This is a genomic window from Isoptericola sp. NPDC057653 (genome assembly GCF_042799955.1).
Classification (GTDB): Bacteria; Actinomycetota; Actinomycetes; order Actinomycetales; family Cellulomonadaceae; genus Isoptericola.
Genome location: NZ_JBHVHP010000001.1, coordinates 2119104 through 2134682 on the forward strand (window position 1 = coordinate 2119104; position 15579 = coordinate 2134682).

The following is a 15579-nucleotide window of genomic DNA, read 5'->3' on the forward strand; positions in this document are numbered from 1 at the left end:
TGCCTGGCGGGAGCGCCCTTCCCCTCATCGACGACAGGAAGGACGGCACGCTGATGCGGCCGAACCCCTCAGGACGCCTGCGCGCGTCCACCGTCGCCGCGTGCGTCGTGGCGGCGTCGCTGGCGATACCGAGCGCCGGCCTCGCGCCGGCGACGGCGACGCCCACGAGCCCGCCCGGGACCCCGGCCGCGAGCCGGACGGCGGACGCGACGGGCGACACCACCGACGGCCGGTTCCCCGGGTTCCCCGGCTGGCCCGACGCCCCCACGACGTCGGACGGCGCCGCGAAGCACGGCACGCCGGGCAAGCCGGGGAAGCCGGGCAAGCCCGGGACGGCGCCCACGCTGACGCCGAAGGACGGCGCCCACCTCTCGGGCACCACCCGGGTCGCGGCGGCCCCGACGACGGCAGGCGACCCGGTCGGGCGGATCACGGTGGACGGGGCGGACCTGCCCGGCGCCGCCGCGACGGCCGGCACGTCCGCGCTGACGTTCGACGTCGGCAGCAACTCCGCCGACGTCGCGTTCGGCAACTACCTCGTGGTCAACGGGCACCGCGTGGCGCAGGAGCGCACGTGGGTGTCGGAGCGCGTCGAGGTGCCCGTGCCCGACGAGTGGCTGGTGCAGGGCGCCAACACGGTCGAGATCCACGCCGGCGGGATCGACTCCTCGTGCGGCGTGAACTTCGACGACTTCGTGGTGTCGGAGGTGCAGCTCGAGCTGCTCGGTGAGACCGCCGTCGACACCGGCGACGCGTTCACCTACTCGATGGGCGACGGCTCCTGCGGCAGCAACACCTCCTACGTCAAGGAGGCGACGGTGACGTTCGAGGTCGCGGGCGTGCCGGGGGCCACCACGGGCCTCGCCGCGGACGTCGACACGACGGCCCTCGCGAACGGCGCGCACGAGATCGTCGCGACCACGCGGTCCGGCGCGAGCACGACGCACACCGTACGGGTCAACAACTCCCCGGTCGGCGCGCCCGCGCTCTCGCCGGAGGACGGCACGCTGACGCGCGGCGTGCAGACGGTGACCGCCTCCGCGGCCGCGGACGGCGAGGGCGGCACGGCGTCGCTCACGGTGGACGGCGAGCCCGCCGCGGGTCCGCCGACCCTCGGCGACGGCGTCTCGGTGTTCTCGTTCGACGTCGGCACCAACTCGATCGAGACCCGCTACCAGAACCACCTGGTCGTCAACGGCACGCAGCTCGACCTGCGCGGCCCCGGTGGCCGTGACCTCGTCTCCGAGCGGGTCCAGGTGGGCGTCCCGAACCGCCTGCTGCACCCCGGGAGGAACACGATCGTGCTGGTCGCGGGCGACGTCTCCTCCTCGTGCGGCGCGAACCTCGACGACTTCACGGCGTCGGACCTCGCGCTGAGCGTCGCCGACGGCACGGTCACGCCCCCGGCCGACCTCCAGGCCACCTACGCCATGGGCGACGGCAGCTGCGGCTCCAGCACCTCCGCGCTGCCGAAGGTCGAGCTCGACTGGACGATCGACGCGGCCGGCGAGACGGCGTTCCCGGCGCTGGGCCACGGCGAGGCCACCGTGTCGTTCGCCGTCGGGTCCAACTCGCTCGACGGGTCCGCGAGCAACCTGCTGCGGATCAACGGCGTCGAGCGTCGCATCGACCAGACGATCGTGGGCGGCCGCGGGGAGATCACGTTCCCCAACGAGTGGCTGCTGCCCGGCTGGAACGAGGTCGACGTCGTCACCGGCGCGTTCGGGAACGACTGCAACCTGGACGACTTCACCATCTCCGACGTCGTCCTGACGCCGGCGTCGGGCACGGCGCAGCAGCAGAACGCCGCGGCGTCGTACGCGCTCGGCGACGGCACCTGCGGGTCCAACCTCAACTCCTTCCGCCAGGTCGACCTCCACTTCCTCGTGGACGCCCCGGCGCGCGGCCTGCGTGCCGACGTCGACACCGCGGACCTCGAGGACGGCGAGCACGAGCTCGCGGCGACGTCGACCACCGGCGAGCGGGCGACCCGCGTCCTCGAGACGGACAACACGGCGCCGAAGGTCGCGTCCTCGACGCCGGCCGCCGGTGCGAAGCTCACGAGCACCGTCCCGCTGGCGGTGGAGCTCACCGACCCCCGCGGCGTGGTCGGCGACCCGCAGGTGACGCTCGACGGCGAGGCCGTCGCGCTCGGCGCCCCGGTCGGGCCCGGCCTGCCCGCGGGCGAGCACACGCTGCGGGTGGCGACCTCCGACTCGCTCGGCAACAGCGCCACGCGCGAGATCACGTTCACGAGCGCCGGCGTCCCCGACGTCCCGTCCGACCTCGCCCCCGCCACCGGGACGACGGGCGCCGGGACCTCGGTGCAGCTCTCGGCGCGCGTGGCAGGCCCGGACGGCGGCAAGGTCACCGCGTCGTTCGCGCAGGCCGACGTGCTGCTGCCGGGCGAGGTGCGGCAGGGCACGGCGGACGCCGTGCCGACCGAGCTGAACCCGCGCGGGGCCACGAAGGCCTCCGCGAAGGGCCTGGCCGCCGGCGACGGGAAGACGCTCGCGTCCCCGCAGGCCGACGACGTCGCCTACCAGCGCTTCGACGTGCGGGTGAAGACCGCCGAGGAGCACCCGGTGGTGCGCTGGAGCGGCACCGCCGACCCGGCCCGCGAGGTCTCCCTGCTGGTGTGGGACGTGAAGGCGAAGGCCTGGGACACGATCGCGGCGTCCCGTGGCCAGGCCGAGGGGGACACCGTCCTGGTCGCGCCGGCCGGCCCCGAGCACCGCGACCGCGGCGTCGTGCACGTCATGGTCGCGGCCACGGACCCGTTCGCGGACGACCTCGACGCGGGCCCGGAGGGCTTCGCCGACCCGGCCGACTACGACTTCTCCATCGCGCACATGACCGACACCCAGTACCTGTCGGAGGGCGCGGTCGAGCCGGAGACCGCCGAGGAGCGGGCCGTCTGGGAGTCCGCGTACGCGGGCGTCACCGACTGGATCGCCGAGAACGCCGACGAGCGCAAGATCGCGTTCGTGTCGCACACCGGCGACCTCATCGAGAACAACATCCGCGAGCCGAAGGACGACGCCACGCGCGACGAGGTGACCGGCGAGTTCGAGGTCTCCTCCCGGCTGCAGGCGACGATCGACGGCATCCCCAACTCGGCCGTCGCGGGCAACCACGACAACTGGTCGGGGGCGGCCGGTGGCGCCGACTCGTACAACCGGTACTTCGGTCCCGACCGCTACCAGGCCGCGGCCGAGTCGTGGGAGAACGCCGAGTACGGGTCGTGGCGCGAGGGCGACAACTCCAACCACTACGTCCTGTTCTCCGCCGGCGGCCTGGACTTCGTCGCCGTCGGCATGGGCTACGGCGTCACCCGCGAGGAGGCCGAGTGGGCCGACGGGATCTTCGAGCGGTACGCCGACCGCAACGGCATCCTCATGACCCACGCGTACCTCGAGGCCAGCACGCAGGAGGACGGCCGGGACGCGGGCTTCGCCGCGCCGGACGGCTCCCCGCTGTACAAGTACGTGGTCCAGCCGAACGACAACGTCTTCCTCGTGCTCGCGGGCCACGTGCACGGCGTCACGACCAACGTGAAGCCGCAGGTCGGGCAGATCGCGGACGGCGTCGTGGAGCTCCTCGCGGACTACCAGGCCTTCACCGTGCCCGCCCAGCGGGTCGGCCTCGCCGGCATCGGCGGCCACGACCCGGCCGAGCGGCTGCGCTTCGGGGCGTCGTACTTCCGGCTGCTGCAGTTCGACGTCGACCGGGCCGAGATGAACGTGGACACCTACTCGCCGTTCCTCGACGACTTCGGCGCCGACGAGTGGGACCCCGACGCCCGCTACGACTCCACCGCGGACAACATGGTGCTGCCCGTGGACCTCACCACCCGCACCACGTCGTTCGTCACGGACTCGCTGGCCGTGTACGCGCCGACGCGGGTGATCGGGCGCGAGACGGTGGCCTCCGGCGAGGTCGCGGCGGTGCGCTGGGACCGCCTCAAGAAGGACACCCAGTACGCCTGGATCGTCACGGCCACCACGCGCGGGGGCGGCGTCACCGCCGCCGAGCCGGCGATCCTCACCACCGGGGGCGGCAAGCGGTGACCTTCCGCACCCGGGCCAGGACGGCGTCGCGTCGCGGCGCCGTCCTGGCGGCCCTCGCCGTCCTCGGCCTCACCGGCCTCGCCGCCGTGGCGGTGGCCCCGACCGCCGCCGCGCACGACGCCACCACCGACGCGTACGCGCGGGTCACGGCCGGCGGCGGCGCGGACGTGCACGTCGAGCTCGACCTCGAGTACGACCTGCTCATGAAGTCCGCCTGGCTCACGGCCGAGGCGTACGACGCGCGCGGCGCGGCCGCGCAGGACGCGCAGCTCGCGCAGCACGCCGACGAGGTCGCGGCCTACGTCACCGAGCGGTTCCAGGTGGCCGCCGGAGACGACCGTTGCACCCCGGCGCTCGCGGGCGACCCGACGGTCGGCGACCGCGGCGGGACGCCGTACGCCACGGTCGTGCTCGACTACGCCTGCCCGGTCGGATCCGACGGGAGCGCGGAGACGCACACGCTGTTCAGCGCGCTGTTCCCCGGCTCCGAGACCTTCGTGCACACCACCGAGACGATGGTCGCCCTCGACCTCGACGACGAGCAGGGGTCCGCCGTGCTCACGCCGTCGGAGCCGACCGTCACGACGGGGGAGCACCGGGCGGCGCACCGGCTCGGCGCGTTCTTCGTGCTCGGGGCGGAGCACCTGCTGCTCGGCCCCGACCACCTGCTGTTCCTCCTGGCGCTCATCGTCGGGTCGCGGCGCCTGCGCGACGTCGTCCTGGTGGCGACCTCGTTCACCGTGGCGCACTCGGTGACGTTCCTGCTCGCGGCGACGGGCGCCGTGCGAGCGCCCGGCGCGGTGGTGGAGCCCGTCATCGCGATCTCCATCGCCGCGGTCGCCGCCGGGCACCTGTGGGCCCTGCGGCCCGGCGCGCCCCCTCGGCCCGACACCCTGGGCGACGCGGCGCGCGAACCGCGCGCACGGTGGCACGACCTGACGCGGGCGGACGTCACGCGTCTCGCCGTCGTCTTCGCCTTCGGCCTGGTGCACGGGCTCGGCTTCGCCGGCGCGCTGGGGCTCGACGAGCCGTGGTCGTGGGGGCTGCTCGGGTCGCTGCTCGTGTTCAACGTGGGCATCGAGGCGGTGCAGCTCGGGCTGATCGCCGTGGCGTTCCCGCTGCTCGTGCTGCTGCGGCGCCGCGCGCCCCGTACCGCGCGGTGGGTGACGGCGGCCGCGGCCGCCGCCGTCGCGGCCGTCGGGCTGTTCTGGTTCGTGGAGCGCGTGCTCGGGTCGGGCTGACGGCGCGCGCCGGGCCGCGAACGGGCGGACGATGTGTCGATGATCTCCACCGAGCTCGCGGCCCGGCTGCGCGACGCGGGGCTGGTCTGGCGCCCGGCCGACGGCGACCGGTTCCGGATCGACGCCCCTGAGCTGTCCACGGACGTCTTCACCGTCAGCACGATGACGATCCAGGCGCACGAGTACCCGACGGGCACGATCCTCGGGTTCAACGGCACCACCGAGTGGGCGCTCGACTCCGTGGCCATCGAGGACGCCCTCTGGCTCCCGCGCGAGGACCAGCTGCGCGACCTGCTGCGCTCGACCTTCCTCGGGCTGCGGCGCAGCACGCCCGACGGCGCGCGGGACCGGTACGAGGTCGACGTCGAGCTGCTGGGCGAGCAGCGGACCTTCGCCGACGACGACCCCGCGGAGGCGTACGGCGCGGCCCTGCTCGCCCTCGTGGAGCTCAGCTCCTGACCGGCCGGGGGCCCGCGCCGACTACCCTGGAGCCGTGCCCGATCCCGTGACCTCCGAGCCGACCGAGCCCTCGACCGACACCGTCGACCCGCGCTACCGCCGGCAGCCGGTCAGCTTCGTGCGGCGCAGCGCGCGCCTCACGGCCGCGCAGCGCAAGGCGTGGGATACCCGGCGCGACCGGTACCTCGTCGAGGTGCCCCGCGACCTCGCGGTGACGTCCGTCGACCCGGGGTGGCGGCTCGAGCCGGCGCAGGTCTTCGGCCGGACGGCGCCGCTGGTCGTGGAGGTCGGCTCCGGCCAGGGCGAGGCGATCGTGGCGGCCGCGGCCGCGCACCCCGAGCGCGACCACCTGGCCGTCGAGGTGTACACCCCGGGCCTCGCACAGGCCATCGTGCGGGCAGGGCACGCCGGCGCCGACCCGGGGCGCGACGGCGGAGCGCCGGGCAACGAGCTCGGCAACCTCCGCCTCGCGCAGGCGAACGCGGCGGAGCTGCTCGCCACGGCCCTGCCCGAGGCGTCCGTCGACGAGCTGTGGGTGTTCTTCCCCGACCCGTGGCACAAGTCCCGTCACCAGAAGCGCCGGCTCGTCACCCCCGAGTTCGCCGGGCTGGCCGCGCGGGTGCTGCGCCCCGGCGGGGTGCTCCGCCTGGCCACGGACTGGGTGGAGTACGCGGACCAGATGGTCGAGGTGCTCGACGCCAGCGACGACTTCCGCAACGCGCACGGCCCCGGTGCCGCGGCGCCGCGCTTCGACGGGCGCGTGCTGACCGGCTTCGAGAAGAAGGGCACCGCGGCCGGCCGGGTCGTGACGGACCTGGAGTACGTGCGCCGCTGACGAGCCCGGCCCCGCGCGGGCGAGTTCTCGACGCGCCGTTTTGTGGCTTGCGCCACATGCGCCCCCTCTAGCAGGGTGTGCCTCGCGAAACGTTCTCGACCGGGGCAGCGTGGCCCCGGGCCGATCGCATGAGCCAACGGAGGCATCATGAGCGACCTGTCCACGGCGGAGCCGCCGCCAGGGGAGACCGAGTACCAGCGCGTGCAGCGGTCCGACGAGTTCCAGGGGCTGCGGCGCGCGTTCCGGAACTTCGTCTTCCCGATGACGGCCCTGTTCCTCGTCTGGTACTTCGTCTACGTCCTGCTCGCCAACTACGCCCACGACTTCATGAGCATCCGCCTGGGCGGGAGCAACATCACGGTCGGCCTGCTGTTCGGGCTCGGTCAGTTCGTCTCCACGTTCGCCATCACGATGCTCTACGCCCGCTGGGCCAACAAGAAGTTCGACGCGCGGGCCGACGCGCTGCGCCGTGAGATCGAGGAGGGCGAGCTGTGAGCGGCATCCTGTCCACGTCCGTCGCGGGTGTCGCGGGCACCCCCGTCGTCTCCGGGGCCGAGGCCACCGACGTCGGCAACCCCTGGGTGAACATCGGCATCTTCGCCGCGTTCGTGCTGGTCACGCTCGTGATCGTTTTCCGCGCGTCCCGGCAGAACAAGTCCGCCGCCGACTTCTACGCCGGCGGTCGCAACTTCACCGGGCCGCAGAACGGCACCGCGATCGCCGGCGACTACCTCTCGGCCGCGTCGTTCCTCGGCATCTGCGGCGCCATCGCGATCAACGGGTACGACGGCTTCCTCTACTCCATCGGCTTCCTCGTCGCGTGGCTCGTCGCCCTGCTGCTGGTCGCCGAGCTGCTGCGCAACACGGGCAAGTTCACGATGGCGGACGTGCTGTCCTTCCGGCTGCGCCAGCGGCCGGTCCGGATGGCCGCGGCGCTCGCCACCCTGCTGGTCGTCTTCTTCTACCTGCTCGCCCAGATGGCCGGCGCCGGCGGCCTCGTCGCCCTGCTGCTGGGCGTCGACAGCCGCGCCGGGCAGAGCCTCGTCATCGCCGTCGTCGGCGCGCTGATGATCCTCTACGTGCTGGTGGGCGGCATGAAGGGCACCACCTGGGTGCAGATCATCAAGGCGGTGCTGCTCATCGTGGGCGCCGCGATCATGACGTTCTGGGTGCTGGCCAAGTTCGGCTTCAACCTCTCCGACGTGCTCGGGGGCGCCGTCCAGGCGGCCGGCGAGGGCGGCGAGGCGCTGCTCGAGCCCGGCAAGCAGTACGGCCTGTCCGGCACCACGAAGCTGAGCTTCCTGTCCCTGGCGCTGGCCCTGGTGCTCGGCACGGCGGGCCTGCCGCACGTGCTCATGCGCTTCTACACGGTGCCCACCGCCAAGGAGGCCCGCCGCTCGGTGGTCTGGGCGATCTGGCTGATCGGCATCTTCTACCTGTTCACGCTGGTGCTCGGGTACGGCGCCGGAGCGCTGGTCGGCCCCGACGCGATCCTCAACGCGCCGGGCGGCGTGAACTCCGCGGCGCCGCTGCTGGCCTTCGCTCTCGGCGGGGAGATCCTGCTCGGCCTGATCTCGGCGGTGGCGTTCGCGACGATCCTCGCGGTGGTGGCCGGGCTCACGATCACGGCGGCGGCGAGCTTCTCGCACGACATCTACGCCAACGTCATCAAGAGGGGGAACGTCAAGCCGGACTCGGAGGTGCGGATCGCGCGCTGGACGGTCGTGGTGATCGGCGTCATCGCCATCGTGGGCGGCGTCTTCGCCCAGAACCAGAACGTCGCGTTCCTCGTGGCGCTCGCGTTCGCGGTGGCGGCCTCGGCCAACCTGCCGACGATCGTCTTCTCGCTGTTCTGGAAGCGGTTCAACACCTCGGGCGCGCTGTGGAGCATCTACGGCGGCCTGGTCTCCTGCATCGTGCTCATCGTGCTGTCGCCCACGGTGTCGGGCGACGAGAAGGCGATGTTCCCGTCCGCGGACTTCGCGGTCTTCCCGCTGACGAACCCCGGCCTGGTGTCCATCCCGCTCGGCTTCCTGCTCGGGATCGTCGGCACGTTCCTGTCCAAGGAGAAGCCGCACCCGGAGAAGTTCGCCGAGATGGAGGTCCGGTCGCTCACCGGCGCTGGCGCCGAGAAGGCCGTCGCCAAGCACTGACCGAGCACCTGGGCCGCCGTCCCGGCGGCGACCACGACGAAGGGCCCCGAGAAGACCTCGGGGCCCTTCGTCGTGCCTGGGGGCGGGTCAGCCCGCCGACGTCGCGAGGGAGCCGTCGGAGCTGAACACCAGGCCGAGGGTGATCTCGCCCTTCTGCAGCGCCGCCTTGGTGAGCGGGCCGCCGGCGTCGAGCGAGCGGAACTCGGAGAACGTCAGGCCGTAGGTGTCCTCGAGACCCGGCTGGCAGAACGGGCGCTCCGTGCACTCCGGGCCGGCGCCGAGCACCAGCCCCCCGCACGCGGCGGCGAGGTCGCTCAGCGTGGTGAGGTCGTGCGCCTCCGCGAACCCCTGGGTGACGGCGAACGCGTTCTGGTCCTGGGCGGGCGAGGGCTTGCCGAACGCGAGGCCGGCCTGCTTGCCGAGGTCGGTCAGCGCCGCGACCGTGGAGTCCAGGTCGCCGGAGGCGAGCGGCTTCGCGTCCGCGCCGTTGAGGTCCTTGTTGAGGAACTCGGTGAGCGTGCCCGTGTACTCGGGCACCATCTGGATCTGGTCGCCCTTCAGCAGCGCGGGCAGGTACGTCTCGCGGTTGCCGATGGTGGTGACGGTGGCGTCGTAGCCGGCGCTCTTGAGCACGTCGGCGTAGATGTTGCCCAGGGTGGCGCTCTCGGCGAAGTCGGCCGCGCCGATCGCGACCGTCACGCCCTTGCCGGCCGAGTCGTCCTCGGCGGCGATCCCGGCGTCCTGCACGAACTGGGCCGCGACGTCCTCGGACGTCTTGCGGTCGATGTCGACCGCCTTGTTCAGCCCGATGAGCGTGTCCGTGTCGAGCGCGGCGGACACCGTGTCGAGCAGCGGGATCAGGTCGGGGGCCTGCGCGGCGAGGTCGGCGTTCACCGCCGGGATGATGTTGTCGACGGTCTGCAGCTTCTTGTCGTCCTCGAGCACCACGAGCGCGTCGCCGGGGACGGCCTCGCAGGTGGCGGCGGCGGCGGAGCCCGTCGCGGAGGACGTCGACCCGCCGCCCCCGGCCGATCCGGGGGAGCCGCAGGCGGCGAGCAGACCCGTCGCGCCGACGACGGCGGCCAGGGCGGCCGTCGTGCGTCGCAGGGTGGTCGTGCGGTGGGAGGTCATCGTGCTCTCCGTCCGTGGGGGACAAGCGTGGGATTCGGGTGAACCGCCCTATTCGACCTCGGAGGTCCCGGCGGGGCAACCGGTTTGCCGGGCAGACGATGCGTGGGCCGCTACCGCCGGGCGGCGGCGCGCAGGGGCGCGGGGGTGACGACGCGCTGCACGACGGCGAAGATGCCGTCGAGCACGAGGGCGAGGGCCGCGACGAGGAGGCCGCCGGCGAGCACCTGCCCGTACCGCTGCGTGCCCATGCCGAGCGCGATGATCTGGCCGAGCCCGCCGCCGCCGGCGAGCGCGGCCAGCGGCACGGTGGCGCTGACCTGCACGACGGCGGTGCGCACCCCCGCCGCCACCAGCCCCGTGGCCAGCGGCAGCTCGACGCGGGTGAGCACCTGGCGGCCCGGCATGCCCAGGCCGACCGCGGCGTCGCGCGCCGAGGCGTCCGCGCCGCGCACGCCCTCGTACGTGTTGACCAGCAGCACCGGGACCGCGAAGAGCGCGGCGGCCACCACCGTGGCGCCGTCGCCGAACAGGCCCGCCGTGGCGAGCAGCAGGATGATGCCGAGCGTCGGGACGGCGCGGCTGGCGTTGGTCAGCCACACGGTGACGCCGCCGCCCCGGCGTCGGTGACCCAGCGCCGCACCGACGGGCAGGGCGACCACCGCGGCGACGAGCACGGACGCCGCCGTGAGGGCCAGGTGCTCACGGCCCAGCTCGAGGATGCCGCCCGGCCCCGTCCAGCTCAGCGGGTCGTTGAGGTAGGCGATCGCCTCGCCGACGACGCCGTTGCCCTCCGCCACGACGACGGGTGCCGCCGCGCCGGTCATGCGGCCCTCCCGCGCAGCCAGGGCGTGAGCGCCCGGCCGGCGGCCCACAGCACGAGGTCGAGGACGAGGGCGAGCAGGACGCAGGCGAGGGTCGCCGTCATGATCTCCGCGCGGTAGAAGTTGTTGCGGAAGCCCTGGAACATCAGCTGCCCGAGCCCGCCGTAGCCCACGACGACGCCCACCGTGACCAGCGCGACGGTGGTGACGGTGGCCAGCCGCAGCCCGGCCACGATGCTCGGCAGGGCGTTGGGCAGCCGGACCCGCGCCAGCACCTGGAGCGGGCCGTGCCCGACGCCTCGCGCGGCGTCCACGGCCGCCGGGTCGACGCCGTCGAGCCCGGTCACCGTGTTCCGCAGGATGACGAGCAACGCGTAGAGGACGAGGCCGAGCAGCACCGGCTGCCGGCCGATCCCCATGATCGGAGCGAGGATCGCGAACAGGGCGAGCGAGGGCACCGTGTACAGGATGGCGGCCGTCCCGAGCAGCGGCCCCGCGAGCCAGCGGACCCGCGAGGCGAGCAGCCCGAGCGGCACCGCGACGAGCGCGGCGATCGCGACCGCCTCGATCGTGAGCAGCGCGTGCTCGCTGGTGCGCGCCCACAGGACGTCGGCGTTCTCGGTCACGTACGACCAGGAGAACCACGGGTTGTCCGCAGCGGTGGTGGCAGCGCTGGTGACCATGGGCTCGACCGTAGCGGCAGCCTCCGACGCCGGGCCGGGCGACGCCCCGGCGCGCCGCAGGCCGGCGTGTGGGAAGCCCTCGATAGCCTCGCAGCCATGCCCGCCCCTGCCACCGCTCCCGCCCGGCTGTCCGCCGGCATCGAGCTCGACGCCGTCCGCAAGGCCTACCCGGACGGCACCGTCGCGGTCGACGGCCTGAGCCTGACCGTCGAGCCGGGGGAGGTGCTGGCGCTGGTCGGCCCGTCGGGCTGCGGCAAGTCGACCACCCTGCGGATGATCAACCGGCTCGTCGAGCTGACGTCGGGGCGCGTCCTGGTGGACGGCGAGGACGTCACGCAGGTCGACGCCGTGGCGCTGCGCCGCCGCACCGGCTACGTCATCCAGGACGTGGGCCTGCTGCCGCACCGCACCGTCGAGGCCAACGTGGCCACCGTCCCGCGCCTGCTCGGCTGGGACCGGTCGCGGGTCCGCTCCCGCGTCGCCGAGGTGCTCGACCTCGTCGGGCTGCCCGCCGGGCAGTACGGCCGCCGCTACCCGCACCAGCTCTCGGGCGGCGAGCGGCAGCGGGTGGGCGTGGCCCGGGCGCTCGCCACGGACCCGCCCGTGCTGCTCATGGACGAGCCGTTCGGCGCCGTCGACCCCGAGCGGCGCCGCGACCTGCAGACCCAGGTGGCGCGCATCCTGGGCGAGGTGGGCACCACCGTCGTGCTCGTCACCCACGACGTCGACGAGGCGGTCCGCCTGGGCGACCGGGTCGCGGTGCTGTCCAAGGGCGGGCACCTCGAGCAGGTCGCCTCGCCGCTGACCGTCCTCGCGCACCCGGCCACCGACCGCGTCCGCGACTTCGTCGGCGCCGGCGCGCACCAGCGGATGCTGGCGCTCGCCCGGGTGCGGCGCGAGGACCTGGAGGACGCCTCCCTCGTCGTGCAGCCCGCGCCCCCGGCGGTCCCGCTCGGTGCCAGCCTCGCCGACGCGTTCGAGGGGGTGGCGGCCCTGCCGACCTCGTCCCAGGGTCGGGTCCCCGTGACCGACGACGACGGGGCGGTGGTCGGCTCGCTGACCGCCGCGGGGATCCTCGGGGGGCTGCGTCGCGCGGCCGACGCCGCCGCGCCCGCCGCGCCCGCCACGCCGGCGGCGAGCACCGCGCACCGCGACCAGGCGGAGAACTAGGCTCGGCGCGTGACCTCGACGCGCATCGGCCTCGCCACCTGCTCCGCCCTGCCCCGGCTCGACAGCGACGACCGGCCGCTCCTCGACGCGCTCACCGAGCGCGGCGCCGTGGCCGAGGCCGTCGTGTGGGACGACCCGGACGTCGACTGGTCGGTCTTCGACCTCGTCGTCGTCCGCTCCACCTGGGACTACTCGCCCCGGCGCGACGAGTTCCTCGCCTGGGCCGACCGGGTGCCGCGCCTGGAGAACCCGGCCGACGTCCTGCGCTGGAACACGGACAAGGGCTACCTGCGCACCCTCGAGGACGCGGGCGTGCCCGTCATCCCGACGATCTGGCTCGACCCCGACCGGCACCTGTCCAAGCGTGCGGTCCACACGCGCATGCCCGCCTTCGGCGACTTCGTGGTCAAGCCCGTGGTGAGCGCGGGCGCGCAGGACGCGGGCCGCTACCAGCCGGTGTCCGCGCAGTCGCGGGCGCTCGCGATCAAGCACGCGACGGACCTGCTCGACGCCGGCCGCGCCGTGATGATCCAGCCCTACGTGACGTCGGTGGACACCGCGGGGGAGACCGGCCTCGTGTTCGTCGACGGCGAGCTGCGGCACGCGGTGCGCAAGCACGCGCTGCTCACGGGGCCCGCCCAGCCGTCGGACGGGCAGTTCGCCACCGAGCGGATGTCGCCCGCCACCGCGACCGCGGACCAGGTCGACGCCGCCGAGAAGGCCCTCGCGGTGGCGCGGGAGAACGTGGGCGGCGAGCGCCCGTTCCTCTACGCGCGCGTCGACCTCGTGACGGGCGACGACGGCACGCCCATGGTCATCGAGCTCGAGCTCACCGAGCCGTCGCTGTGGATGCAGCACTCCGGCACGGCCGCGACCCTGGACGCCTTCGCCGCGGCGATCCTCGCCCGGGCCTGAGGGCGGTCAGCGGGCGCGGTCGAGCTCGGCGACGATCGCGTCGTGGCCGCGCGAGCCGGCGAGGTCGCGGGGCAGCACGCCCTGCCCGTCGCGCACCGCGGGGTCGGCGCCGGCCTCGAGCAGGAGGCGCACGACGGCGACCTGGTCGGCCGACCCGTCGCCGAGCACGATCGCCTCGTGCAGAGCCGTCCACGCCAGGTCGTTGACGTGGTCGACGGGCACGCCTGCGTCGAGCAGGAGGCGCACCGTCGAGACGTGCCCGTGCTCGCTGGCCGGGATCAGCGCGGTGCCGCCGTACCGGTTGGTGCTCGTCACGTCGGCGCCGTGCGCGATCGTCAGCCGGAGGATGTCGTCGAGGCCCTCCGCGCCCGCGTAGAGGAACGCGGAGTCGGCCATGGCGTCCTTCGCGTCGGGGTCGGCGCCGGCCTCCAGCAGCGCGCGCACGACGTCGACGGCGCCCTGGCGCGTGGCGGTCACGAGGGCCGGGCGGTCGTCGCCGTCGCGGGCGTCGGGGTCGGCGCCGTCGCGCAGCGCGGCCGCCACGGCCTCGGCGTCGCCCCGCCCGACGGCGCGCAGGAGTGCGGCGCTCGCGGGGCCGGTGTCGGCGGACGAGGGTCCGGACGGCGAGCTGGGCACGATGGCCTCCTGCGGGGTGGGGGAGTCGGGAGAGGGCGCCGCGCACGCGGCGAGTGAGGCAGCGAGCGCCCCGGCGACGACGGCCGCCACGGCGGCGGGGGCGCGGCGTCGTGCTCGGGCCGTCACGCGGCCTCCTCGGTCGCGGCACCGGGGGTCCCGTCGTCGGCCCGGCCGAGGCGCAGCAGGTCGGGCACGGCGAGCATGAGGACGACGAGGGTGACGACGAGCGCGATCGCGGCGCCCAGCGCGGTGTGCTGCACCCCGACGCGCTCGGCGACGGCGCCGATCACCAGGGTGGCGGCGGGCATGACGCCGATCGCGAGCTCCTGCAGGCCCAGCGCGCGCCCGTGCACCGCGGGCTCGGTGGTCATGAGCAGCAGGGTGGTCTGCAGCACGCCGAAGGCGGCGCTGGCCAGGCCGATGACGACCATCAGCGCGAACGCCGTCGCGGGCTCGGTGGCGAGCGAGAACGCCACCCAGGCCAGTCCCCACACGGTGGTGCCGATCACGAACAGGGCGCCCTTGAAGCGGAAGTCGCCGAGCGCGGCGATGACGAGCGACCCGATCAGCCCGCCCACGCCCGCGCAGGTGAGCAGCGCGCCCAGGCCTGCGGCGTCGAGCCCGAACGACTCGGCGGCGAAGACGGGCATGAACGACTGGTAGACGGGCCACAGGAAGACGTTCGCCGCCAGGGTGACCAGCAGGACGGCGACCGCGAGCCGGTGGCCGGCGATGGCGCGGAAGCCGCTCGTGACCATGCGCAGCACCGACGTCGACGCGTGCCCGCCCGCCGCGGTGCGCGTGCGGAGCCCGCGCAGCGGCAGCAACAGCAGCAGTGACGCGACGTACCAGGCGGTCGAGACCCAGAGCGCGGCGGGGGCGCCGATCGCGGCGATCATGGCGCCGCCCAGCGCCGGGCCGATCACCTGCGTCATGTTCATCGCCATGGAGTTGAGCGCGTTGGCGTTGGAGAGGTTCTCCCGGCCGACGAGATCGAGCACGAGCGACATCCGGGCGGGCTGGGAGGGCGACTGGGCGATGCCGATCGCGAACCCGCCCACGACCAGGGCCCAGTAGGGGAGCAGGTCGGCGGACGCCAGCGCGGCGACCACGGCGACCGCGCCGGTGGCCCAGACGCAGGCGACGAGGAGCAGGCGGACCCGGTCGTAGCGGTCGGCGAGGGCGCCCGCGACGGGCCCGAGGAGCATCGGGGCGAGGCGCGCCGCCGTGTACACGGCGACGAGCAGCTCGGAGTGCGTGAGCTCGAACGCGAGCCAGCCGAGCACGAGCGTCTGGGTCCACACCCCGCCGAAGAAGAACAGGTTCGACGCCCACAGGAGCTGGAAGGGGCGGTTGCCGCGCAGGGAGGAGAACGCGGCGGCGGGGCCGGTCGTGCGGGCGGGGGCGGCCTGCTGAGCCACGGCGGGAGGGTCTCCTTCGGTCGCGCGGGGACCGCGTCCGCGGC

General features: G+C 74.3%; 13 protein-coding genes. 8 read left to right on the forward strand and 5 right to left on the reverse strand.

What is annotated here, in order from left to right:
* Positions 1-53: 53 nt before the first annotated feature.
* From ACFU9A_RS09665 to ACFU9A_RS09690, 6 genes are all read left to right on the forward strand, one after another.
* Positions 54-4070, forward strand: a complete 4017-nt coding sequence (locus ACFU9A_RS09665; protein WP_430575007.1) for a metallophosphoesterase — start codon at positions 54-56, stop codon at positions 4068-4070.
* Positions 4067-5311 carry a HupE/UreJ family protein gene (locus tag ACFU9A_RS09670; RefSeq protein WP_430575008.1) on the forward strand — a complete coding sequence of 415 codons (1245 nt, stop codon included), beginning with the start codon at positions 4067-4069 and terminating at the stop codon, positions 5309-5311. Before ACFU9A_RS09665 ends, ACFU9A_RS09670 begins: the two co-directional genes overlap by 4 nt.
* A gap of 39 nt (positions 5312-5350) precedes the next feature.
* Positions 5351-5770 carry a pilus assembly protein CpaE gene (locus ACFU9A_RS09675; protein ID WP_430575009.1) on the forward strand — a complete coding sequence of 140 codons (420 nt, stop codon included), beginning with the start codon at positions 5351-5353 and terminating at the stop codon, positions 5768-5770.
* 34 nt (positions 5771-5804) lie between these two features.
* Positions 5805-6605 carry a tRNA (guanosine(46)-N7)-methyltransferase TrmB gene (gene trmB, locus ACFU9A_RS09680; protein WP_430575010.1) on the forward strand — a complete coding sequence of 267 codons (801 nt, stop codon included), beginning with the start codon at positions 5805-5807 and terminating at the stop codon, positions 6603-6605.
* 147 nt (positions 6606-6752) lie between these two features.
* Complete coding sequence (locus tag ACFU9A_RS09685; protein ID WP_430575011.1) at positions 6753-7100, forward strand: DUF485 domain-containing protein; 348 nt, start codon at positions 6753-6755, stop codon at positions 7098-7100.
* A 5-nt stretch (positions 7101-7105) separates the two neighbouring features.
* Complete coding sequence (locus tag ACFU9A_RS09690) at positions 7106-8758, forward strand: cation acetate symporter (RefSeq protein WP_430575369.1); 1653 nt, start codon at positions 7106-7108, stop codon at positions 8756-8758.
* 87 nt (positions 8759-8845) lie between these two features.
* Here ACFU9A_RS09690 and ACFU9A_RS09695 read toward each other — a convergent pair whose 3' ends face one another.
* The 3 genes from ACFU9A_RS09695 to ACFU9A_RS09705 all read right to left on the reverse strand — a co-directional run bounded on the left by ACFU9A_RS09695 (position 8846) and on the right by ACFU9A_RS09705 (position 11393).
* On the reverse strand, positions 8846-9889 hold the full coding sequence (locus tag ACFU9A_RS09695; protein ID WP_430575012.1) for a glycine betaine ABC transporter substrate-binding protein: 1044 nt from the start codon (positions 9887-9889) through the stop codon (positions 8846-8848).
* Between the two features lie 110 nt (positions 9890-9999).
* Complete coding sequence (locus ACFU9A_RS09700) at positions 10000-10713, reverse strand: ABC transporter permease (RefSeq protein ID WP_430575013.1); 714 nt, start codon at positions 10711-10713, stop codon at positions 10000-10002.
* A complete protein-coding gene (locus tag ACFU9A_RS09705) occupies positions 10710-11393 on the reverse strand; it encodes an ABC transporter permease (RefSeq protein WP_430575014.1) in 684 nt (227 codons plus the stop codon). Before ACFU9A_RS09705 ends, ACFU9A_RS09700 begins: the two co-directional genes overlap by 4 nt.
* Before the next feature lie 96 nt (positions 11394-11489).
* On the opposite strand from ACFU9A_RS09705, the gene ACFU9A_RS09710 reads away from it, so the two are divergent.
* Together ACFU9A_RS09710 and ACFU9A_RS09715 are read left to right on the forward strand one after the other, a co-directional pair.
* Positions 11490-12563: an ABC transporter ATP-binding protein gene (locus ACFU9A_RS09710; RefSeq protein ID WP_430575015.1), complete on the forward strand. Its 1074-nt coding sequence runs from the start codon at positions 11490-11492 to the stop codon at positions 12561-12563.
* 9 nt (positions 12564-12572) lie between these two features.
* Complete coding sequence (locus ACFU9A_RS09715) at positions 12573-13478, forward strand: RimK family alpha-L-glutamate ligase (RefSeq protein ID WP_430575016.1); 906 nt, start codon at positions 12573-12575, stop codon at positions 13476-13478.
* Between the two features lie 6 nt (positions 13479-13484).
* Here ACFU9A_RS09715 and ACFU9A_RS09720 read toward each other — a convergent pair whose 3' ends face one another.
* Both ACFU9A_RS09720 and ACFU9A_RS09725 read right to left on the reverse strand, forming a co-directional pair.
* Positions 13485-14240 carry an ankyrin repeat domain-containing protein gene (locus ACFU9A_RS09720; protein ID WP_430575017.1) on the reverse strand — a complete coding sequence of 252 codons (756 nt, stop codon included), beginning with the start codon at positions 14238-14240 and terminating at the stop codon, positions 13485-13487.
* Positions 14237-15535: an MFS transporter gene (locus ACFU9A_RS09725; RefSeq protein WP_430575018.1), complete on the reverse strand. Its 1299-nt coding sequence runs from the start codon at positions 15533-15535 to the stop codon at positions 14237-14239. Before ACFU9A_RS09725 ends, ACFU9A_RS09720 begins: the two co-directional genes overlap by 4 nt.
* Between the last annotated feature and the right edge of the window lie 44 nt (positions 15536-15579).